23 protein-coding genes are annotated in these 21,153 nt (G+C 71.2%); 7 read left to right on the top strand and 16 right to left on the bottom strand.

The features are described from left to right. Positions 1 to 4 precede the first annotated feature (4 nt). Positions 5 to 592 carry an FtsB family cell division protein gene (locus ACAX67_RS07645; protein WP_370703214.1) on the bottom strand — a complete coding sequence of 196 codons (588 nt, stop codon included), beginning with the start codon at positions 590 to 592 and terminating at the stop codon, positions 5 to 7. 43 nt (positions 593 to 635) lie between these two features. After that, complete coding sequence (gene eno / locus ACAX67_RS07640) at positions 636 to 1,913, bottom strand: phosphopyruvate hydratase (protein ID WP_370703213.1); 1,278 nt, start codon at positions 1,911 to 1,913, stop codon at positions 636 to 638. 117 nt (positions 1,914 to 2,030) lie between these two features. On the opposite strand from eno, the gene ACAX67_RS07635 reads away from it, so the two are divergent. Continuing rightward, the gene (locus ACAX67_RS07635; protein ID WP_370703212.1) at positions 2,031 to 2,951 is read left to right on the top strand and encodes a sterol desaturase family protein; all 921 of its coding nucleotides are present in this window, start codon (positions 2,031 to 2,033) and stop codon (positions 2,949 to 2,951) included. Here the strand turns inward: ACAX67_RS07635 and ACAX67_RS07630 are convergent. Then, entirely contained in the window at positions 2,929 to 3,372 is a 444-nt protein-coding gene (locus ACAX67_RS07630) for a nuclear transport factor 2 family protein (protein WP_370703211.1), read from the bottom strand. The two genes, ACAX67_RS07635 and ACAX67_RS07630, sit on opposite strands and share 23 nt — an antisense overlap. A gap of 7 nt (positions 3,373 to 3,379) precedes the next feature. Then, on the bottom strand, positions 3,380 to 4,111 hold the full coding sequence (locus tag ACAX67_RS07625; protein WP_370703210.1) for a ferritin-like fold-containing protein: 732 nt from the start codon (positions 4,109 to 4,111) through the stop codon (positions 3,380 to 3,382). Between the two features lie 239 nt (positions 4,112 to 4,350). Between ACAX67_RS07625 and ACAX67_RS07620 the strand changes: the two genes are divergently transcribed. Both ACAX67_RS07620 and ACAX67_RS07615 read left to right on the top strand, forming a co-directional pair. Next, complete coding sequence (locus tag ACAX67_RS07620; protein WP_370703209.1) at positions 4,351 to 5,805, top strand: DEAD/DEAH box helicase; 1,455 nt, start codon at positions 4,351 to 4,353, stop codon at positions 5,803 to 5,805. A 234-nt stretch (positions 5,806 to 6,039) separates the two neighbouring features. Next, positions 6,040 to 6,660, top strand: a complete 621-nt coding sequence (locus tag ACAX67_RS07615; protein WP_370703208.1) for a GrpB family protein — start codon at positions 6,040 to 6,042, stop codon at positions 6,658 to 6,660. On the opposite strand, the gene ACAX67_RS07610 is transcribed toward ACAX67_RS07615, so the two are convergent. The 3 genes from ACAX67_RS07610 to ACAX67_RS07600 form a co-directional block, all read right to left on the bottom strand. Then, a complete protein-coding gene (locus ACAX67_RS07610; RefSeq protein WP_370703207.1) occupies positions 6,623 to 7,921 on the bottom strand; it encodes an MFS transporter in 1,299 nt (432 codons plus the stop codon). The two genes, ACAX67_RS07615 and ACAX67_RS07610, sit on opposite strands and share 38 nt — an antisense overlap. A 66-nt stretch (positions 7,922 to 7,987) precedes the next feature. Then, entirely contained in the window at positions 7,988 to 8,713 is a 726-nt protein-coding gene (locus ACAX67_RS07605; protein WP_370703206.1) for a L,D-transpeptidase, read from the bottom strand. Positions 8,714 to 8,720: 7 nt separating this feature from the next. Continuing rightward, a complete protein-coding gene (locus ACAX67_RS07600; RefSeq protein ID WP_370703205.1) occupies positions 8,721 to 9,521 on the bottom strand; it encodes a ParA family protein in 801 nt (266 codons plus the stop codon). 62 nt (positions 9,522 to 9,583) lie between these two features. On the opposite strand from ACAX67_RS07600, the gene ACAX67_RS07595 reads away from it, so the two are divergent. After that, positions 9,584 to 10,345 (top strand): SDR family NAD(P)-dependent oxidoreductase, encoded by a 762-nt coding sequence (locus tag ACAX67_RS07595; RefSeq protein WP_370703204.1) that lies wholly within the window; start codon positions 9,584 to 9,586, stop codon positions 10,343 to 10,345. On the opposite strand, the gene ACAX67_RS07590 is transcribed toward ACAX67_RS07595, so the two are convergent. Genes ACAX67_RS07590 through ACAX67_RS07575 form a run of 4 tightly spaced genes read right to left on the bottom strand, consistent with a single transcriptional unit; the run spans position 10,346 to position 13,094 of the window. Beyond that, positions 10,346 to 10,960, bottom strand: a complete 615-nt coding sequence (locus tag ACAX67_RS07590; RefSeq protein WP_370703203.1) for a MarC family protein — start codon at positions 10,958 to 10,960, stop codon at positions 10,346 to 10,348. It lies immediately after the preceding gene. Further along, the gene (locus ACAX67_RS07585; RefSeq protein WP_370703202.1) at positions 10,957 to 11,826 is read right to left on the bottom strand and encodes a PHP domain-containing protein; all 870 of its coding nucleotides are present in this window, start codon (positions 11,824 to 11,826) and stop codon (positions 10,957 to 10,959) included. The genes ACAX67_RS07590 and ACAX67_RS07585 overlap by 4 nt, the downstream gene beginning before the upstream one ends. 27 nt (positions 11,827 to 11,853) lie before the next feature. Next, complete coding sequence (locus tag ACAX67_RS07580) at positions 11,854 to 12,501, bottom strand: DUF6758 family protein (protein ID WP_370703201.1); 648 nt, start codon at positions 12,499 to 12,501, stop codon at positions 11,854 to 11,856. 32 nt (positions 12,502 to 12,533) lie between these two features. Next, complete coding sequence (locus ACAX67_RS07575) at positions 12,534 to 13,094, bottom strand: histidine phosphatase family protein (RefSeq protein WP_370703200.1); 561 nt, start codon at positions 13,092 to 13,094, stop codon at positions 12,534 to 12,536. Positions 13,095 to 13,142: 48 nt separating this feature from the next. On the opposite strand from ACAX67_RS07575, the gene ACAX67_RS07570 reads away from it, so the two are divergent. After that, positions 13,143 to 13,637, top strand: a complete 495-nt coding sequence (locus ACAX67_RS07570) for a DUF6174 domain-containing protein (protein WP_370703199.1) — start codon at positions 13,143 to 13,145, stop codon at positions 13,635 to 13,637. Between the two features lie 18 nt (positions 13,638 to 13,655). On the opposite strand, the gene ACAX67_RS07565 is transcribed toward ACAX67_RS07570, so the two are convergent. From ACAX67_RS07565 to ACAX67_RS07545, 5 genes are all read right to left on the bottom strand, one after another. Then, the gene (locus ACAX67_RS07565; protein WP_370703198.1) at positions 13,656 to 15,626 is read right to left on the bottom strand and encodes a CASTOR/POLLUX-related putative ion channel; all 1,971 of its coding nucleotides are present in this window, start codon (positions 15,624 to 15,626) and stop codon (positions 13,656 to 13,658) included. A gap of 87 nt (positions 15,627 to 15,713) precedes the next feature. Beyond that, on the bottom strand, positions 15,714 to 16,763 hold the full coding sequence (locus ACAX67_RS07560) for a MaoC family dehydratase (RefSeq protein WP_370703197.1): 1,050 nt from the start codon (positions 16,761 to 16,763) through the stop codon (positions 15,714 to 15,716). Between the two features lie 24 nt (positions 16,764 to 16,787). Then, entirely contained in the window at positions 16,788 to 16,970 is a 183-nt protein-coding gene (locus ACAX67_RS07555) for a DUF5302 domain-containing protein (RefSeq protein ID WP_370703196.1), read from the bottom strand. 60 nt (positions 16,971 to 17,030) lie between these two features. Then, positions 17,031 to 17,768 (bottom strand): sulfotransferase, encoded by a 738-nt coding sequence (locus tag ACAX67_RS07550; protein WP_370703195.1) that lies wholly within the window; start codon positions 17,766 to 17,768, stop codon positions 17,031 to 17,033. A 21-nt stretch (positions 17,769 to 17,789) separates the two neighbouring features. Next, positions 17,790 to 18,671, bottom strand: coding sequence for a glycosyltransferase family protein (locus ACAX67_RS07545; RefSeq protein WP_370703194.1), 882 nt, complete (start codon positions 18,669 to 18,671; stop codon positions 17,790 to 17,792). Between the two features lie 55 nt (positions 18,672 to 18,726). On the opposite strand from ACAX67_RS07545, the gene ACAX67_RS07540 reads away from it, so the two are divergent. Both ACAX67_RS07540 and ACAX67_RS07535 read left to right on the top strand, forming a co-directional pair. Continuing rightward, a complete protein-coding gene (locus tag ACAX67_RS07540) occupies positions 18,727 to 19,761 on the top strand; it encodes a hypothetical protein (protein WP_370703193.1) in 1,035 nt (344 codons plus the stop codon). 126 nt (positions 19,762 to 19,887) lie between these two features. Then, complete coding sequence (locus tag ACAX67_RS07535) at positions 19,888 to 21,087, top strand: acyl-CoA dehydrogenase family protein (RefSeq protein ID WP_370703192.1); 1,200 nt, start codon at positions 19,888 to 19,890, stop codon at positions 21,085 to 21,087. Positions 21,088 to 21,153: the final 66 nt, after the last annotated feature.

The raw sequence follows: 21,153 nt of genomic DNA, 5'->3' as shown, positions 1-21,153 counted from the left end.
GTGCTCACTCGTTCTCTTTCCCGACGATGCGCTTCTTCGGCGGGGCCGGGATCTTCGTCGGCGGGTGGCCGGCGACCTTGACCGACTCCCACACGCCGTCGTACCAGGCGGGCGAGTCGTCGTCACCCACGGAGGCCGGGTCGTCGAGCTCGGAGTCGGTGAGCGGCCGGCCATCGGCGTCGATCACGACGTAGGGGGTCTCCCCCGGCTTGACGTAGCCCGCCTTGCGCGCCTCCTCCACCACGAAGGCCGGGTCGTCCCAGCGCTCCTTCTCGCGCTCCAGGTCGTCGATGGACTTCTGCCGCTCCGAGATCTGGTTCTCGAGGCTGTCGATCTGGTGGCGCTGCTGCAGGTAGGCCCGCATGGAGGAGGCGTAGGAGACCGCCAGCACCGCGAGCACCAGCACGAGGATCGCCGCCCGACCCGTCAGCCGCGAGCGGTGCCGCTCCTCGGCCCGCACCCGCGCGACGGTGGCCGCCCGCTCCCGCTCGGCCCGCTTCCGCTCGGGCCGGCCGGTGGCGTTGGGTCGAGAGCGGCCCGGCTGGGACGGCCCTCGCCGGGAAGTACGGCGGTCGCCCGGTGTGGCAGCCATCCGTGACCCCCTCCGTCCTCGTCGGTGCGGTGCGTGCGGTCGCTCAGCCCTGGTAGCGCGGGAAGGCAGCGGCTCCGGCGTAGCGCGCGGCGTCGCCCAGCTCGTCCTCGATCCGCAGCAGCTGGTTGTACTTCGCGACCCGCTCGGACCGCGCCGGGGCACCGGTCTTGATCTGGCCGCAGTTGGTCGCGACCGCGAGGTCGGCGATCGTGGTGTCCTCGGTCTCGCCCGAGCGGTGGCTCATCATGTTGCGGTAGCCGCTGCGGTGGGCCATCTCGACCGCGTCGAGGGTCTCGGTCAGCGAACCGATCTGGTTGACCTTCACCAGCATCGCGTTGGCCTGGCCGCCCGCGATGCCCTTCTGCAGCCGCTCGACGTTGGTGACGAACAGGTCGTCGCCCACGAGCTGGGTCTTCGCGCCGAGCTGGTCGGTGATGGCCTTCCAACCGTCCCAGTCGTCCTCGTTGAGGGGGTCCTCGATGCTCACGATCGGGTAGGCGGCGACGAGCTCGGCGTAGTAGGCCACCATCTCCTCGGCCGTCTTCTGCTGGCCCTCGAAGGTGTAGCTGCCGTCGGCGAAGAACTCGGAGGCGGCGACGTCGAGCGCGAGCCCGAAGTCCTTGCCCAGCTCGTAGCCGGCCTTGTCGATCGCCTCGGCGATCAGGTCGAGGGCGGCGCGGTTCGACTCGAGGTCCGGGGCGAAGCCACCCTCGTCGCCCACACCGGTGGCGAGGCCGCGGCTCTTCAGCACCGACTTCAGCGCGTGGTAGACCTCGGCGCCCATACGGAGGGCCTCGCGGAAGGTCGGGGCGCCGATCGGCGCGATCATGAACTCCTGGATGTCGACGTTGGTGTCGGCGTGCGCACCACCGTTGAGGATGTTCATCATCGGCACCGGCAGCAGGTGCGCGTTGGGACCGCCGACGTAGCGGTAGAGCGGCAGGTCGGCGGAGTCGGCTGCGGCGCGGGCGACGGCGAGCGAGACGCCGAGGATCGCGTTGGCGCCGATCTTCGCCTTGTTGGGCGTGGAGTCGACGTCGAGCATCGTCTGGTCGACCAGCCGCTGGTCGGAGGCGTCGAGGCCCTCGATCGCGGGGCCGAGGCTGTTGATCACGGCGTCCACCGCCTTCTGGACGCCCTTGCCGGCGTAGCGGGCGTCGCCGTCGCGCAGCTCGACCGCCTCGAACGCCCCCGTGGAGGCACCGCTGGGCACCGCCGCCCGTGCGAAGGACCCGTCATCGAGGAGGACCTCGACCTCGACGGTGGGGTTGCCGCGCGAGTCGAGGATCTCGCGGGCGCCGACGGCTTCGATCGCTGCCACTTCTGTGCTGCTCCTGGGTAGACCGGTCCTACGTCTTACGCCGTGAGCCTAGCCGCGCGCGAGCCGCTGTTCGGGCAGCACCCACCGGGCGAGCCGCCGCCGCCCTACCATCGGGGGATGCACGACCTGCTCGACCCGTGGAAGAACCCGGTCACCTACGCGATCCCGTTCTTCCTGCTCAGCATCGCGATCGAGCTGGCCGCCCTGAAGTGGCTCGACCACGACGACGCTCCCGCGATCGGCGGCCCCGTGGGCCACAGGCCGCCGACCGGCTACCACGGCCCCGACGCCCGCTCCAGCCTGCTGATGGGACTGGGCTCGATCCTCTTCCTCACGTTGCTGAAGGTCGCCGGCTTCTTCGGCTACGTCGCGCTCTACGAGTACGTCGCGCCGTACCACCTCGACACGAGCGCCTGGTGGTACTGGCCGGCCGTCCTGGTCGCCCTCGACTTCTTCTACTACTGGAACCACCGGTTCGTGCACCGCGTCAACATCGGGTGGGCCGCGCACCAGGCGCACCACTCCAGCGAGTACATGAACTTCGGCACCGCACTGCGGCAGAAGTGGAACCCCTGGTTCGAGCTGGTCTTCTGGATCCCGCTCCCCCTGATGGGCTTCGCACCGTGGACGCTCTACGTCGCGTTCGGGTTCAACCTGATCTACCAGTTCTTCGTGCACACCGAGCTGGTCGACAAGCTGTGGCGTCCGGTCGAGTGGGTGTTCAACACCCCGTCGCACCACCGCGTCCACCACGGCTCCGACCCGGAGTACCTCGACAAGAACTACGCCGGGATCCTCATCGTCTGGGACCGGATGTTCGGCTCGTTCGTCACGGAGAAGCAACGCCCGAAGTACGGACTCACCAAGCCGGTCGGCACCTACAACCTCATCAAGCTGCAGTACGGCGACTACGGCAAGATCGTGCGCAACGTGCGCGCCGCGCGGAGCTGGCGGGAGCGGATGGGCTACCTGTTCGGCCCGCCGGGCTGGGAGCCCGTGGCCGGACCCCGCGAGGTCAGCCCCGCAGGTGTCGACTGAGGTCGCCGCCGAGGTCGATCCGCATCACCCGGGCGTCGAACCACCACGCGCCCTCGATCCGGTGGAAGGTGTCGGCGTAGCGGCCCACCGCGAGCGTCTCGACCGGTCCGTCGCCCACCTGCTGGAAGACCGTGTACGACGACCGGCCGGTCGCGCTCGCGCTCGCCTCGTCGACCGTGACGTCCACGCCGGTGACGACGTGGCGCGTGCGGGGCGTGCCGTCGTCGTAGGTGATCACGAGGCCGCGGTAGAACGCGCCGACGGCCGCGGCGCCCTCGGCGAGCGTGACCGGACCGGCGGGACCCTCGGTGCAGATGCGCCCGTGCTTGAACAGCGCGCCGACCGCGTCGAAGTCGCCCGCGTCGATGGCGTCGGCGTAGCGGTGGAGGAGCCGCTCGACCTCGCGGGATGCGTCTGTCACGGCACGATCAGGGCTCGAGGCCCAGCTCGCCCATGCGGTCGGAGTGCAGCTCGGTGAGGCGCGTGAACATCCGGCCGAGTGCGGCCAGGTCCATGCCCGGGCGGTCGACGCCCCCGACGAGGAACGCGGTCAGCGCGTCGCGGTCGGCCGCGACCCGCTGCGCCTGGATGAGCGCCTCACCCATGATGCGGCGACCCCACAGAGCGAGCCGGCCACCCAGGGGCGCGTCGGCCGCGATCGCCCGCCGCACCCGATCGACGGCGAGCTCGGAGTGGCGGCCGTCCTCCACGGACGAGACGACCAGCTCGCGCGTCTCGGGGTCGAGGTAGGCCGCGATCTCGCGGTAGAAGTCGCGGGCGAGGCTGTCGCCGACGTACGCCTTGACGAGGCCCTCGTACCAGTCCGCGGGCGCCGTGTGGGCGTGGAACTCGTCGAGCGCCTCCCGGAACGGCGCCATCGCCGCGAACGGGTCGCCGCCGAGGAGGGCGATCCGGTCGACGAGCGGCTGCACCTTGGCGAGCTCGGCGCCGGCCATCTGCGCGAGCGCCAGCTTGTCCTCCAGCGACGGGGCCAGCTTGGCGTCCTCGACCAGCCGCTCGAAGGCGGAGAGCTCGCCGTAGGCGATCACGGCGAGCAGGTCGATCACCGCCTCGCGGTAGGCCGGATCGGCGAGGGCGACCGGCAGATCGCCGCCGCCGGCGGTGTCTTCTGCGGGCGTGTCGACGTCGGATTCAGCCATGGGGGGAGGGTACCGATACCATGGGACCCAGCGAGCCGTCGCCTGTCCCTACGGACCGACCGCGAGAGCTCCCGGCGCACAACCCGGTTTGAGCGCCACGTATGTGCGCGGCTGAGTGTGAATCAGCCGCAACCGACCTGAAATCGGCCCCGGCTGAACTCACTCACGAAAGCGACAGACCCCTGACTACCGACAGCACCACCACTGCTCCGACCACGCCCTCCTTCCGCGACCTCGGCGTGCTCCCCCAGATCTGCGACTCGCTCGAAGAGGCCGGCATCGTCCACCCCTTCGCGATCCAGGAGATGACCCTCTCCGTCGCGCTCCTCGGCACCGACCTGATCGGCCAGGCGCGCACCGGCACCGGCAAGACCCTCGCGTTCGGCATCCCCGTGATCCAGCGCAGCATCGCGCCGAGCGACCCCGACTACGCCGAGCTGCCGCAGGGCAAGCCGCAGGCGCTCATCGTCGCGCCGACCCGCGAGCTCGCGATCCAGGTCTCCAACGACCTCCACCTCGCCTCCCGCGGCCGCGGCATGCGCGTCCTCACGATCTACGGCGGCGTCGGCTACGACACCCAGCTCGAGGCGCTCGAGGAGGGCGTCGACATCGTCGTCGGCACGCCCGGCCGGCTGCTCGACCTCGCCAACCGGAAGGCGCTCGACCTCTCGCACGTGCACGCGCTCGTGCTCGACGAGGCCGACGAGATGCTCGACCTCGGCTTCCTCGACGACATCCAGAAGCTGATCCGGATGACGCCGGAGACCCGGCAGACGATGCTGTTCTCGGCGACCATGCCGGCCCCGATCGTCGCGCTGGCCCGCACCTACATGCGCCACCCGATGAACATCCGCGCCGAGTCGTCGTACGAGAACGCGACCGTGCCCGCCACGGCCCAGTTCATCTACCTGGCCCACGATCTCGACAAGCCCGAGATCATCGGTCGCCTGCTCCAGGCCGAGGACGCCGACAAGATGATCGTCTTCACCCGCACCAAGCGCCAGGCGCAGCGGATCGCCGACGACCTGTCCGAGCGTGGCTTCAAGGCCAGCCCCCTCCACGGCGACATGGCGCAGGTGGCGCGCGAGAAGGCGCTGACAAAGTTCCGTGAGGACAAGATCAAGGTCCTCGTCGCGACCGACGTCGCCGCGCGCGGCATCGACGTGTCGGGCGTGAGCCACGTCGTCAACTACACCTGCCCAGAGGACGACAAGACCTACGTCCACCGCATCGGCCGCACCGGCCGCGCCGGCGCCTCCGGCATCGCGATCACGCTGGTCGACGCCACCGACGTGCACCGCTGGAAGATGATCAACAAGGCCCTCGACCTGCCGTTCGACGAGCCGCTCGAGACCTACTCGACCTCCGAGCACCTCTTCCACGACCAGGGCATCGCCCCCGGCACCAAGGGCCGCATCGTCGACCCGGCCCCCGTCGAGCGCAAGCCGCGCGAGGACCGGGGCGACCGTGGTGAGCGCCGCGAGCGTTCGGGCTCCAACAACCGCAACCGGACCCGCACGCGCACCCGCAGCGGCCAGCCCGCTGACGCCGACACCCCTGCCACGACGGCGACCTCCTCCGGCGACGCCGGCGAGAAGGCCGAGGGCTCGGGCAGCGCCAACCGCAACCGCCGCCGGCGCCGCCGGTCGGGCTCGGGCACCAAGCCCCAGGCCGCCGCCTCCACCGAGAGCTGACCGCACCAGCCCGAGCCCCCCGCTCGTCGAGTAGCCCGCGCCACCCGCACGCCCGCCCCAAGGCCGTGGGCCCGTCACCGCGTCTCGATACGTCGCTCGCTGTGCCGACGTAAATAGGTGCCGTCGGCGCACCTGACGATGGAGGTGAAGGCCATGCCGTCACCGTCGCGGGCCGCGGTGGTGTTGTCGAACGGCTGTCCACAGGGTCGGCCGGTCCCGGCTAGGGTCGGGAGGGTGCCCAGCCGCGAGGACATCGTCACGTTCCACGACCCGCCCCCGCCGGAGGGGGCCTCGCCCTGGGTGGCGGGAGCGGGGCCGGCGAAGGACATCCGGATCGTCGAGCCGGACCCCTCGTGGCCGGAGTGGTACGACGTCCTGGCCGGCCGGATCCGTGACGCGATCGGGTGGCGGGCACTCGTCGTCCAGCACGTCGGCTCGACGTCGGTGCCCGACCTGCCGGCGAAGCCGGTGATCGACATCGACCTCGTGGTGGCCGATCCCGACGACGAGGCCGCCTACGTGCCGGCGCTGGAGGCGGCCGGGTTCGTGCTGCGGGTGCGGGAGCCGTGGTGGTTCGGCCACCGGGCGATGCGCGCGGAGGAGCCGCACTGCAACCTGCACATCTTCGGCTTCGACAGCCCGGAGGTCGTCAAGCACCGCCTGTTCCGCGACTGGCTGCGTGGCAACGCCGAGGACCGTCGGCTCTACGGGCGGACCAAGCGGGAGGCGGCCGCGGCCGCCAACGCCTCGGGCGAGGACATGATGCAGTACAACGCCCGCAAGGAGCAGGTCGTGCACGAGATCTACGAGCGGGCGTTCACTGCGATGGGGCTTCTCCCGCTGCCGCACGCGTAGCCCGCTCGGCCACGGCGTGGTCGTCGGTCCGGTCGTCGTAGGACCAGAAGTCCCGCAGCCACAGGGCCGTGCCGACGACCCCGCCCACGCAGGCCAGGCCGCCGCTGGTGATCGCCCCGCGCACCGACCACAGGTCGGCCGTGACGCCGGCCCGGACCTGCCCGCCCAGCGGACCGAGCGAGTAGGACAGCATCTCGATGCCCGCGAGCCGACCGCGCATGGCCTCGGGGATCGTCTGGCTCCAGACCGTGCCGCGGAAGATCCCGGAGATCATGTCGGCGCCGCCGGACAGGGCGAGCATCACCACGACCAGCCAGAACGACGGCATCACGCCTGCGAGGGCCACGAAGCCGCCGTACGCGACCGCCGCGACCACGATCGCGCGGCCGTGGTGGTGAACGCGGGTCGTCCACCCCGACAGGACCGTCGCGACGACCGCGCCGATCGTCTCCGCGGAGTAGAGGAGGCCGAGCAGCTCGGGCTTGTCGAACACCGCCTCGGCAAGCGCGGGGAACAGCACGACAGGCAGTGCGAGCAGCATCGCCGCGATGTCGACCAGGTAGGTGCCGAGCAGGTCACGGCGGCCGAAGGCGTAGCGCATGCCCTCCCCGATGGCCGCCAGGCTGGGCGGCGTCGTCTCGGCGCGGTGCGGGTAGTGCCGCATCAGCCGATAGAGGACGGTCGCCACGAGCAGTCCTGTCACGTCGACGACGAAGCACCAGCCGATGCCGACGTAGGCGACGAGGAGACCGCCGAGCATCGGGCCGGCGAGGACGCCGATCTGCATGCCGAAGCTGAAGAGCGCGTTGGCGGCCGTGAGCTGGTCGTGCGCGACGGTGCGGGGCATCAGCGCCTCCCGCGAGGGCCGCTGCATCGCGGAGGTGCTCACGAGGAAGGCCGAGATCACGAAGATCAGCCACACGCTCGGGTCGTCGCGGAACGCGTTCACGGCGAGCACGGCGGTCAGCACCGCCTGCGCCACCCCGAGGCCGACCAGGAGCCGGCGCCGGTCGACGTGGTCGGCCAGCGCGCCGCCGTACAGGCCGAAGACGACGAGGGGCACCAGCTCCACCAGGCCGATGGCGCCGACCGCGAAGTTGGAGCCGGTCAGCGTGTAGATCTGGTACGGGATCGCGACGTAGCTGACCATCGCGCCGAAGTAGAAGACGGTGCCGGCGGTCAGCAGCAGCCGGAAGTCCCTCGAGGCGCGCCAGGGGGTCACGTCCATGCGCAGGGCGCGCAGGCGTTCTCTCCAGCTCATGGTGCGATCACAACGGGAAACAATGACATCGACCGACCCGGCACACGACCGATTTTCAACGGATCGTCAGGCGGTGACGACGACCTTGGTGCCCATCGGAGCGAAGTCCCACAGCGCGATCGCGTCGCTCGTGCGCTGGCGGATGCAGCCGTGCGACTGCGGCGTGCCGAGCTGTGCGGCCCCCTGGAGCGGCACGCCGTCCTTGGTCGGAATGGTGTGGAAGCCGATCGCCGCGCCCTCGTCGCCCTGGGTGAACCGCACGAAGTACTGCATCACGCCGGAGTCGTCGATCCCGACCGCCCAGCGCGAGCGGGAGTAGACCGAGTAGGTGCCGGGGTGGAGGTTGTCGGTGAGGCTGCCGGAGACGAGGTAGGTGCGCTGCACCACGCCGGACGCGTCGACCAGCCAGACCCGCTGCGCGTCCTCGCTGAAGACGATCCGCCGGCCGGTGCCGGAGCCGGGCGGCAGCGCCCGGTCGCTCGTGCTCGACGTCGAGCGCCGCTCGGAGGTCGAGGACTGCAGCGAGTCCTGCTCCCCCGACTCCTCCTCCGTGCCGCCCTTCGCCCGGTCCCCGGACTTCGTGCTCGAGCCGTCGGCGCCGCCGTCGAGGGTCTTCGCGCTCGGCGCCATCGCGTGCGAGGCAGCGCTGGCGTCCGGCGGGCCCGACGGGATCAGCCCGAACCCACCGAGCACGGCGACGCCGGTGACGGTCACGGCGGCCACGAGGACGGCGATCCGCCCGTAGCGCGGACGCACGTCGGCACGGTGCTGGCCGGCTCGTCGCTGGGTCACCTCGCCGTCACCCCTTCCGCGCTGCCCGCTTCATCAGGTTGCCGGCCACCTCGCGATAGGCCACGGCACCCTTGTTGCTCTTGCTCGTCGCCAGGATCGACCGACCGGCGGCAGGCGCCTCGGCGAACTTGATCGTCTTCGGGATCGGCGGCTCGATGACCTCGAGGTCGTAGGTCTCCGAGATCGTGTCGAGCACGGTGCGCGCGTGGTTGGTGCGACCGTCGTAGAGCGTCGGCAGCACGCCCCACACCTCGAGGTCGCGGTTGGTGAAGCGGCGCACGTCGTGGACCGTGTCGAGCAGCTGCCCGACGCCGCGGTGCGAGAGGGTCTCGCACTGAAGCGGCACCAGCACGCCGTCGGCGGCGGTGAGCGCCGCGACCGTCAGCACGCCGAGCGACGGCGGGCAGTCGAGCAGGATCCAGTCGTAGTGGGTGTCCGCGGCCGCCAGGTCCTCGATCACGGTGCGGATGACGTGCTCGCGCCCGGTGCGGGTCAGCAGGTCCGCCTCGGCGCGCGCGAGCTCGATCGTCGCGGGCAGGAGGTCGACGCCGTCGTCGGTGCGGAGGATGACCTCGTCCGGGTCGACGCCCTTGGTGAGCACGTGGTGCACCGAGATCTCGAGGTCCTCGGGGTCGATGCCGAGCGAGAACGTCAGGCAGGCCTGCGGGTCGAGGTCGACGAGGAGCACGGACTCGCCGCGCTCGGCGAGGGCGGCTCCGATCGAGGCGACGCTCGTCGTCTTCGCGACGCCACCCTTCTGGTTGGCGACGGCGAGGACCGTGCGGGAGCTGGGGGCCGTGGTGCTCATCGGGGACCATCATGCCGGACACGTGCATGCTGGTGGAGGACCGACCTGTTTCACTTTCCGGTATGTCGACGTCCCTGGTCACCGGCGCCACCGCCGGCATCGGTCTGGAGTTCGCCCGTCAGCTGGCCGCCCGGGGGGACGACCTCGTCCTCGTGGCGCGCGACACCGCGCGCCTGGAGGAGGTCGCGGCCGACCTGGAGGCGTCGTACGGCGTCGCGACGGAGGTGATCTCCGCCGACCTCACCGACGACGCGCAGCTGGCGGTGGTCGAGGCCCGCCTCAAGGACGCCGGCCGGCCCGTCGACGTACTGGTCAACAACGCGGGGTTCGGACTGAAGAACGGCTTCCTCGACAACGACGTCGAGACCGAGCAGGCCCAGCAGGACGTGCTGGTGCGCGCCGTCCTCCGGCTGACCCACGCCGCGCTCGCCGGCATGGTGGAGCGCGGGCACGGCGGCGTCATCAACGTCTCGAGCGTGGCGGCCTTCCTCCCCCGCGGCACCTACAGCGCGGCGAAGGCGTGGGTCAACAGCTTCAGCGCCTGGGCCCACAACGAGTACGCCGACCGCGGCGTCACCGTCATGGCCCTGTGCCCCGGCTTCGTGAAGACCGAGTTCCACCAGCGCCTGGGCGTCGACCGCGACGCCAGCGCGCCGAAGATCCTCTGGCTCGAGCCGGACCGCCTGGTCCGCGATGCGCTCGCCGACTTCGACAAGGGCAAGCCGATGTCGATCCCCAGCAAGCGCTACAAGACGATCGTCACCGCGACCCGGATGGTGCCGCGTCCGGTCCTCCAGCGCTTCCAGTCCCTCGGCCGCAAGTAGCTATCCCTCGCCGGCGATGAAGGCGCGTACGGCGTCGGCGACCAGCTGGACCGCGATCGCCGAGAGCAGCAGACCGGCGATGCGGGTCACGAGCAGGACGCCACCGTCGCGGATGACCTTGAGGATCGGCAGGGAGTAGCGCATCGCCGCCCACAGGGAGAGGTGCACGCCGATGATCCCGAGCGAGACCGCGGCCAGCTCGGGCGCGGAGTCGATCTCCTTGACGAACAGCATGGTGGCGACGATCGCGCCGGGCCCAGCGAGCAGCGGCGTGCCGAGCGGCACGAGGGCGACGTTGGTGTCGCCGTTGGCCTTGGGCTCGGCCTCGTTGCCGGTCAGCAGCTCGAGCGCGACGAGCAGCAGGAGCAGGCCGCCGGCGCACTGGAGGGCCGGCAGCGAGATGTGCAGGTAGGTGAGGATCTGCTGGCCGAAGAAGGCGAAGGCGGTGATCACCAGGAACGACACGGCGACCGCCTGCCAGGCGTAGCGCCGCGACGTCGCCGGGCTGCGGCCGCTGGTCAGGGTGAGGAAGATCGGCACGGTGCCGACGGGGTCCATGATCACGAAGAGGGTCACGAAGACCTCGACGAGCAGGGTCCAGTCCACGATGTTCATGCCGCTCCCACGAGCTCGGTCGGTGATCCCAGCTCCGCGGCGCGCGCGAGGATCCGCTCCAGCTGGTCCGGGGCGGTCGTCTCGACCCCCAGGTGGTGGTCGACCTTGCCGGTGCCGTGGTAGTCGCTCGAGCCCGTGACGGCAAGGCCCAGGCGGCCGGCGATGGCACGCAGCCGGCGCCGCTGGGCGACGTCGTGGTCGAGGTGGTCGACCTCGATGCCGAAGAGCCCCGCCTCCACCAGCGCGGCGAACGCGGCCTCGTCCAGCACGCGGGCGCTCCCCCGGCCCCACGGGTGGGCCACGACGCTCACCCCGCCGGCGGCGGTCACCACGCCGATCATCCGGGTCAGCTCGGCGGCGTAGCGGTCGACGTACGCGGGGCGGCCGTCGGCGAGGTACTTCGCGAAGGCCTCGTCGCGGTCGCGGACGGCGCCGAGGCGCACGAGCAGGTCGGCGACGTGCGGCCGGCCGGTCGCGGCGGCGTCGACCGTGATCTCCGCGAGCGCCTCCTCGGTCGCTCCGGCGATGCCGAGCCGGCGCAGCCGATCCAGCATCGCGGGCACCCGGTCCTCGCGTCCGTCGACGATCCGCGCGAGCTCGGCGGCCAGGCCGGCGTCGGAGGGATCGGGGAGGTAGGCCAGCAGGTGCACGCCCGACCCGCGGTAGCGGGTGCTGATCTCGATGCCCCGCACCAGGGCGACGCCGAGGTCCTGTGCCGCGGCGGCGGCCTCGGTCCAGCCGGCGGTGTTGTCGTGGTCGGTCAGCGCGACGACGTCGAGGCCGGCGGCGACGGCCGACCGGACCAGCTCCGACGGGGCCTCGGTGCCGTCGCTGACCCGGGAGTGGGTGTGGAGGTCGATCCGCACTGGGCCGACCCTATCGCCCGTCGGGGCTCACCACGGCGGCGCCGGCCCGCCGAAGGGCAGCGCCACGAGCTGGGGGCCGGTCTCGGAGACGTCGCGCAGGATCCAGTCGTCGCGGAGGAGCAGGATCGCCGAGGCCGGCCGCAGCACGATCCACAGCCACCGACCCTCCGCCTCGCCGACCACGACCGAGCGGTCCCACTCGCCGTCGGTGCCACTGACCGACACCGGCCACAGCCCGACCGGGTAGCTGCCGATCCGCACCTTCACCGTGGGCGGTCCGTCGCCGACCTCGCCCCCAGGGTCGGTGCGCCCGTGGGGGCCGAGCCCGGCGATCCGCGCGCCGAGGCCGGACCCGGCCTCCTCACTGACCACGAGCACGTCGACCGGCCCGTCGAGCGCGCTGGTGCCCGAGACGCAGGTCATCGTGGCCCGGGCCGGGTGGCCGGGCGCGGCCATGGTCGCGAAGTCGGTCACGCGCCACCCCGGGCCGAGGGGCCACGGCAGGTAGGTCGGGAAGCCGCGGCCGTGCCCGAGGTGCGCCGCGAACTCGTCGTAGGAAGCCGTGGTGGGGCGCCACAGCGGCACGATCACGCCGTGCTCGGGGCAGGAGTGCTCGCCGTCACCGGTCGGCGCCACCGGCGCCGAGCATCGCGGACAGCCGACCTGCAAGGACATGCGTCACACCGTGGTCGGCGCGGGAGCCGGCGTCAAGCGTTCCACCGCAGCACCACGGCCGTGTCGCGCTCGTAGCCGAGGACCGAGATCCGCGCGGTGTCGAGACGGAGCAGGCGGCCGTCCTCGGGCGGCAGCCCGAGCCAGCGCACCGCCAGCACCCGCAGCAGGTGGCCGTGCGCGAACACCAGCGTTCGGCCGCCGGTCGAGCGCGCCCGCTCGACCACCCGGTCGCACCGCGCGGCGACCTCCGCCGCCGTCTCGCCGCCGGGACACGGGCGCGTCCACACGGTCCAGTCGGGCACGGACCTGCGGATCTCCGTCGTGAGTCCCTCGTAGTCGCCGTACGCCCACTCCGCCAGGTCCTCGGTCACCTCGGGGTCGAACCCGGCCAGCTCGGCCGTACGGCGAGCACGCCGGCGCGGGCTCGACAGGACCAGCCCGAAGTCGACCCCTGCCAGGCGCGCGGCGAGGCCGCGGGCGGTCTCCTCCCCGTCGGGGAGGAGCGGCAGGTCGGTGACCGAGGTGTGGCGCCCGGCCTCGCTCCACTCCGTCGCCCCGTGGCGCACCAGCCAGAGCTCGTCGGCTTCCGTCATGTGCCCAGCCTGCTGGAACCGTGGGCACACGGCTACCGTCGTACCACCATGAAGACCCTTCTCAGCGTCGCCGCCTCGGCTCTCGTCCTCACCACGCTCGTCGGTTGCAGCGGCGACGACGGCGGCACCGCGAAGGATCCCGCAGCGGGCGCCGGCTCGACGCAGACGACCGAGCCCACGGCCTCGCCGACGGTCGGCACCTATCCCGAGCTCGAGGCGCAGGACTACACCTACGTGCTGGAGCAGCAGTGCTTCTGCCCGCTGGCCGGCCCGGTGAGGATCACGGTCGAGGACGGCAAGGTCACCTCGTCGGTGGTGGTGAAGGGCGGCTACGGCGTCAAGAAGGGCAGCGAGGCTCCGGAGTACCTCTGGGTCACGATCAACGACGTGATCGCGCACGCCAACGACACCAAGGCCGCGAAGGTCGACGTCGACTGGCCGGAGGGCCAGGACTGGCCCAGCTCGGTCGCGGTCGACCACGACGTGAACGCCGTGGACGACGAGGTCAGCTACATCGTCAAGGACGTCGAGATCCAGTCCTGATCCCGTGCTCGCAGTGGATCAGTCCTCGGCGAGCACGACGATCCGGTCCCCCGCGGTGACGACGATCGACTGGCTCTTGGGCGGGTTGACGACGACGCCGAAGGCGGACCCGCCCTCGGCGAGAGCGGCCGACGAGTAGCCGATCGCCGTCTCGTCACGGCGGCTGGCCGACGCGACGACGGTCGCCCAGCTGACCTCGGCCCCGAGGGTGAGGTACCACTCCGCGGGCCGCAGGTAGACCTCGCTCCCGTCGGCCCGCAGCAGCTCGTTCAGCACCGGCTCGATCCGGGCGTCCTCGGCGAGCTGGGTCATCACGAGGCTGACGATCTCGCCACTCACGACGACGTCGTCGATGTCGGCCACCTGGGCGAGCTCGCGGTCGCGGTCGTCGATCATCTCGCTCACCACGGGGGCGTCGTTGCCCGCCCGACCGAGGATGTCCCGCACGTGCAGGAGGGTGATCAGCGTCTTGGCGTCGGCGGTCTCGGCGTCCAGGTCGTCGGAGTAGCAGAGCACGATGACCCGCTCCGGCGTGCCGCCGAGGTGCTCCTCCAGCACCGCCCGCCGGGTGGTGTCGGCCTGCACGACCGTCACCGCGAGGCTGTCGGTGGCCGGAAGCTCCGGCTGGCCGTACGTCGTGACGACCGTCAGCGTCGCGCCGGGAGCGGCGAACGCGTCCAGCTCGCGTACGACGACCGGGCCCCTCTCGTTCCAGCCGATCAGCACCGTGTGGTCGGGCCGCGGCGGCTCGGGCTGCTGCGTGCCGTAGGCGTCGGCCCGCACCAGCGCGGAGGAGACCACCGCACCCTCGAGCACCGAGTCGTCCTCGGCGACGACGACCAGCGACCGCTCGCCGACCACCGTGGCGGCCGGAGGATTGAGCAGCACCCCCTCGGGGCCCGTCAGCCCGATGACGGTCAGCGACTCGAAGTGCAGCTGCGCGTCGGCGTACGTCGAGGTCGCCAGCGGGTGCGCGGTCATGAAGTAGATCTCGTCGCCGTCGAAGTCGAACAGCTCGCGGTAGACGGCGGCCGCTCCCGACTGCCGTGAGGTCTGCACGATGAGGCGGGCGACGGTCTCGCGCACGTCCAGGAGGGCGAGCTGACCGGGACGGTCACGCCCGATCAGCCGGGCGACCTCGAGGTTCGCGGGGTCGCGCAGCTGGGCGACGACCCGCGGCCCCGACCCGTCCTGGTCAGCGGCCCGCAGGGCCAGCAGGGTCTTGATGACCTCGCTGTCGGCGTCCAGCCCGCTGTGGTCGGGGTTCTGCCCCTCCGGCGAGAGCACGATGACTGCACGAGCCGTGCCGGGACGGGCGATGGCGAGGTCGTCGATGCTCGCGGGCGACCCGGACCGGCACACCACGCGGGTGCCGCGCAGGTCGGTGAGCTTGGCGCGGAGCTCGTCCTCCATCTCGACCTTGTCGCGGTCGGCGAGCACCACGACCACCGGTCGCTTCCTGCTCTCGTTGGCGATGGAGAGCTCGCTGATCACGGTGAAGATCGAGCTCGACCAGCCGAGGATCACGGTGTGGTCGGTCTCCAGCACGAGGGAGCGGCCACGCCGCAGGTCGGCGATGCGGTTGTCGATGCCCGCCGAGATCACGCCGATGAGGGCGCTGACGACGAAGAGGCCCGCGATCGTGAGCACCAGCATGGTGACCAGGAAGCGCCAGCTCCCGGTGTCACCGGCGACGGTGCCGGGGTCGAGCGCGTGCAGCAGCGTCTGGAACGTCTCGCGCCAGAAGCCGAGCCGGCTGTCACGCAGGCTGAAGACCAGGTCGACGAGCGCGAAGACGAGCACCACGAGGAGGGTGAGCAGGAAGAGCCAGGCGATCAGCGCCGGCGTGCCGCGCGCCATGCTGTTGTCGAACGCGTAGCGCAGTCGTGCGCCGAAGCCCTCCGTGCCGGGTCGCACGGTCCGGTGGTCGGTGCGTTGCGCGATCGCCTGCGCCGTTCGCCGACGGATGGTGTGTCCTGTGCGTGCCATGTCTGCGTCTCCTGCGCCCCTCGGTCCTGGGGCACTCTGACGCAACCCGCGGCCGCTCACACGAGGAACGGCCCAGTTTTCACCCGATCAGCGCGGCACCAGGGCCCAGTAGTCGAGGTCGAGGAGCACGCCGGCGGCGTACTTGCCGTCCTCGCCCCGCAGCGTCATCGACTCGTCGCGGCCCTTGGTGGCGACGAGTCGCAGGCGGAGCGCACCGACGCCGGGCGCCGAGGTCTCGGCCTTGTCGAGCACCTCGCTCCAGGCGTAGACGGTGTCGCCCGCGAAGGCCGGCGCCACGTGCGAGCCGGCGTTGATCGCGGCGACCAGCTGGGCGTTGGCCAGACCGTTGAACGAGAGCGCACGCGCCATCGAGATGACGTGGCCGCCGTAGACCAGCCGGTTGCCGTCGGGACGCGCCTCGGTGTTGAAGTGCACCTTGGCGGTGTTCTGCCACAGCCGGGTCGCCATCATGTGCTCGGCGTCGGTGAGCGTCACCCCGTCGACGTGGTCGATGCGCTCCCCGACCGGGTAGCCGTCGAAGCGGTGCGGCTCGCCCGCGGCGGCGAAGTCATAGGAGGAGAAGTCGAGACCGGCGGGCAGCACCAGGTCGGCCGCTGCCACCGCGTCGGCCAGGTCGGGCAGCACCGTCTCGGGAGCCGGGGCGTCGGCGTCGCGCTTGTGCACCATCACCCAGCGGCACCAGTCGATGACCACCTCACCGCGCTGGTCGGTGGCGGTCGACCGGACGTAGACCACGCCGGACCGCCCGTTGGAGTTCTGCTTGAGCCCGATGACCTCCGAGGAGGTGCGCAGCGTGTCGCCCGGCACGATCGGACGGTGGAAGCGGCACTCGGCATAGCCGAGGTTGGCGACCGCGTTGAGCGAGATGTCCGGGACGGTCTTCCCGAAGGCGATGTGGAAGCCGATCAGCTCCTCGACCGGGTGCGCGCCCAGGCCCACGGAGCTCGCGAACGCCGCCGACGACGGGAGGGCGAACCGCGTCGGGTAGAGCGCGCCGTAGAGGGCGCGGTCACCCTCGGTGACGGTGCGCGGCGTGGAGTGCTCGATCACCTGGCCGACGGTGAAGTCCTCGAAGAAGTTGCCCGCGTTGGTCTTGGAACCGGTCGTCTCGCTCACGGGCGGCCATTCTGCCGGGTGCGGTCAGGACCCTCCGCCACCGGCCTTGCGACGGTGCATCTTCGGAGCGCCGCCGACCACCTCGGAGCCGTGCGCCTTCTCCTTCGCCGGCCCGTCGGCGTGGACGCCCTTCTCCTTGTGGTTCTTGCGGTCGAGAGCCTCCCGCATCTTCGCCTTGAGGTCCTGGTTCGCGCCTTCGTCAGTCATGCCTGTCCTCCGTCGCTTCGGTCCTCCACCCTGGCACGACCCTCCAACCAGGACCAGCCGTCAGGTCGCGGAACCAGCCTCGGCCGACCGATCGCGCCGGCTCTTGCCGAACGGGTTGGGCCCGTGGCCGACCTCGAGGGTGGCGCGGAGCCGGTCGAGCAGCGCGTCGTCGCAGTCGCCGAGCACGAAGTCGGCCAGCCCCCGCAGGACGGCGTCGGAGGCCGCCCGGTCGGTGCCGGTGACCACCTCGTAGCGGGTCTCGAACACCCGCTCCGGGCGGCTGCTGCGCAGGAGGTCCTGGATCTCCACGACGCGCTCGATCGCGGCCACCGACTCGTCGGTGTCGCGGCGCTGCCAGAAGCCCGAGCCCAGCACGGTCTCGACGTCACGGGTGTTGAGGACGTACTTCGCGCCGGGGCACACCTCGTCGAGCCATCCGAAGAACGGCTCGGTCTCCTCGGCGGTGAGGTGGTGCCACTCGACCTCCTTGAAGCCGAGCCGGTCGTAGTCCCCCGCGTCCTCGGCCCCGAGGATGCCCCCGGTGACCAGGCGCTGTGCGTTCCGCACGAACCGGCCGCGGGTCAGGGCGTTGATGCCGTAGAAGGCGTTGGTCGGCTGCTTGGACGACGGTCCCTTGCGCTTCTGCCGGATCTCGTCGGCGGCCCGCCACGCGCGGAAGAGGTGCTGGATGTAGAGCCCGTTCTCGCCGCGGACCAACGTGCGCGGCATCGCGTTGAGCATGCCCTGCACCAGGGTCGAGCCCGAGCGCCCGTAGGTCACGACGAAGACGTAGTCCACGGCGTCGATCCTGCCACGCGGCTAGAGCGTGCCGAGCAGCCGCTGCGGGATGCGGGTGAGCGGCTGCTTGCGGAGCGCGGCGATCTGTCCCTGCTTGGGCGTGCGGTAGCGGCCGTTGAGGTGGATCACCATCTTGTCGAGGTCGGCCGCGGCCGGGTCGAACTCCGGCACGGCCAGCGGGTCGACGTCGTGGACGACCTCGTCGAAGATCCGCAGCATCTCGTCCGCCGCCTTGCCCCAGCTGGCGTCCTCCGCGCGGCCGTCGGCCTTGCTCACCTCGTTGCGCAGCCGCGCCACCTCCGCGAGGCGGGCCCGGTCGGCGAACTTGAGGTGGAGCATGAACAGCTCCGGGTCGATGGCGTACGGCGCCTTCAACCCGTGGGAGGAGATGGCCCAGCCCGCGTTGATCCGCTTCACCGACGGCTTGCACATCAGCGGCGTGAACTTCGCGTAGCCGCGCTGCTCGAGGAGCGGGCGGTCGAGGTCAAGGGGCTGTGGCTCGGCCGAGGGCACGTGCACGACGTTGAGGCCGATCGCACCCATCGCCTCCGGACGGCCGCGCGCCTCGATGAGGTCGGGCAGGGTCGGGTAGCGCGAGGGATCGGTGACCAGGAACTCGTCGACGTCGACGAACACGACGTAGTCGTAGACCGCGAGCAGGCCCTGGCCGATGCCGTTGACCAGCCGCATCCGCACGGGCTCGAAGTCCAGGCCGCCCTTCAGCTCGGGCACCCGGTGCACGGTGCAGCCGAGCCCGTCGGTCGAGCCGTCGACGGAGTTGTCGTCGAGCACGACGAGGTTGTCGATGCCCACCTGCCGCGCGTAGTGCGCCACCCACAGGGGCAGGAGTGCACCCTCGTCGCGCGCCATGGTGATCACGGCGACCTCCGGCCGCTGGGTCATCCCGACTCCCCTCCGTCCGCTCGACTGCGGTCGGCAGTCTGGCACGCTAGCCACCATGTCTGAGCAACGGCGGCCCCTCTGGCTCCACGTGGGGTGCAGCAAGACCGGCACGTCCTCCCTCCAGGCGGGTCTGTGGCAGTCGGTCGAGGCGCTCGCCGAGGTCGGCGTCGGCCTGCCGTACGTCGGCCGCCCCGCCCACTTCACCGGCCTGCTCCGCCCGCTGGGCTGGCGCCCGGTCGAGGGGTTCGTGGGAGAGCACCGGCCGCGCAAGCTCGAGGAGGTGCCCGACCGGCTCCGGGAGACCGCCGGCGAGCGGCTGCTGGCGAGCAACGAGGACCTCGCCGAGGTGCGGCCCGAGGACGTCGACGCGATCGCCGCGCTCGCCGACCGGGCCGGGGTCGACCTCCACGTCGTGCTCACTGTGCGCGACTGGGCCCAGCAGGTGCCCTCGGACTACCAGCAGTTCCTCAAGCACCGCCTGGCCGACTCCTACCCCGACTTCCTCGACGACGTCCGCGAGCGGCACGGCGTCTGGGCCGACCAGTTCTGGCGCCGCCAGGACGCCGTCGACATCCTCGACCGCTGGGGCCGGGCCGTGGACCCGTCGCGGACGCACGTGATCGTCGTGCCGTCGTACTCCTCGGACCCCGAAGGGGTCTTCGACCTGATGGGCGAGGTGGTCGGCTTCCCGAGCGATGTCGTGACGCGGCCCAAGGGGTCGGTCAACGCGTCGTTCGGCGTCGTGGAGTCGGAGGTGTTCCGCCGCGTCAACCTGGCGCTCGGGGACCGGCTCCCCGACTACAAGAAGGACTACAGCGAGGCCGTGCGGTGGCCCTTCGCGCACGGCGTGCTCGCGCGCAGCGCCAGCCCCAAGCTGACCCTGCCCCCCGAGCACCTGAAGTGGGTGCAGGAGCACGCCGAGCGCACCGTCGCGACGGTCCGGGAGCGCGGCTACCACGTGCACGGCGACCTCGACGCGCTCGTCCCGGGCGAGGACGCCGCGAAGCCGCTGCCTCCCTACGACGAGGCCGACGTCGCTGAGGCGTCGATCACAGCCCTGGCCAACTACGCCGCTCGCAAGCGCTCCTGAGGGGCTCGCGGACGCCTCGCGGACGTCTCGCGGGCGGCGCCGAGGCGGCTGGCGACCTTACTCGCGGGTAGAGTCGAGTGGCCCATCAACGGGGTCCCACCCCTGCCGGAGCGGAAAGAGGTACCGATGCCACGCCTGTGTGAGACCGACGGCCTGACCGAGGACCAGACCGAGATCCTCAAGGCCGTCCGGGTGTTCGTCGACGAGCAGATCATCCCGGTCGCCCAGGAGCTCGAGCACTCCGACACCTACCCCACCGACATCGTCGAGGGCCTCAAGGAGCTCGGCGTCTTCGGCCTGATGATCCCCGAGGAGTACGGCGGCCTCGGCGAGTCGCTCCTCACCTACGCGCTCTGCGTCGAGGAGATCGCCCGTGGCTGGATGAGCGTCTCCGGCGTCATCAACACCCACTTCATCGTGGCCTACATGGTGATGCAGCACGGCACCGAGGAGCAGAAGCAGAAGTACCTGCCCCAGATGGCCACCGGCGAGATGCGCGGCGCCTTCTCGATGTCCGAGCCGGGCCTCGGCTCCGACGTCTCCGCCGTCTCCACCAAGGCGGTCAAGCAGGACGACGGCTCCTACAAGATCACCGGCTCGAAGATGTGGCTGACCAACGGCGCCGAGTCGCGCCTGGTCGCGACCCTCTGCAAGACCGACGAGGGCGCCGACTCGGTCTACAAGAACATGACGACCTTCCTCATCGAGAAGGACTCCGGCTTCGGCGAGACCGCTCCCGGCCTCACCATCCCGGGCAAGATCGACAAGATGGGCTACAAGGGCGTCGAGACCACCGAGATGGTGCTCGAGAACCACGAGGTCCGCGCCGACCAGGTCCTCGGCGGCGAGCCCGGCAAGGGCTTCTACCAGATGATGGACGGCGTCGAGGTCGGCCGCGTCAACGTCGCCGCGCGTGCCTGCGGCCTGGCCTGGCGGGGCTTCGAGCTCGGCGTTGCCTACGCCCAGCAGCGCCAGACCTTCGGCAAGCCGATCGCCGAGCACCAGGCGATCCTCTTCCGCATCGCGGAGATGGCCACCAAGGTCGAGGTCGCCCACACCATGATGGTGAAGGCGGCCCGCATGAAGGATACCGGCCAGCGCATGGACGTCGAGGCCGGCATGGCCAAGATGGTCGCGTCGGAGTACGCCCACGAGGTCGTCGAGGACTCCTTCCGCATCCACGGCGGCTACGGCTACTCCAAGGAGTACGAGATCGAGCGCCTCTACCGCGAGGTCGCCTTCATGCTCATCGGCGAGGGCACGACCGACATCCAGAAGCAGATCATCGGCCGCGCCATGCTGAAGGACTACAAGCTCAAGGGCTGATCGTCACACCAGCCTCATGAATCCCCGGTTGACCGGGGGTTCCCGCACTTGTCGGGGTTTGCAAAC

This window comes from Nocardioides candidus, from assembly GCF_041321175.1.
Taxonomy (GTDB): Bacteria; Actinomycetota; Actinomycetes; order Propionibacteriales; family Nocardioidaceae; genus Nocardioides.
Note: the sequence above shows the minus strand (reverse complement) of the source record. Positions and strands in the feature narration are given on the sequence as shown.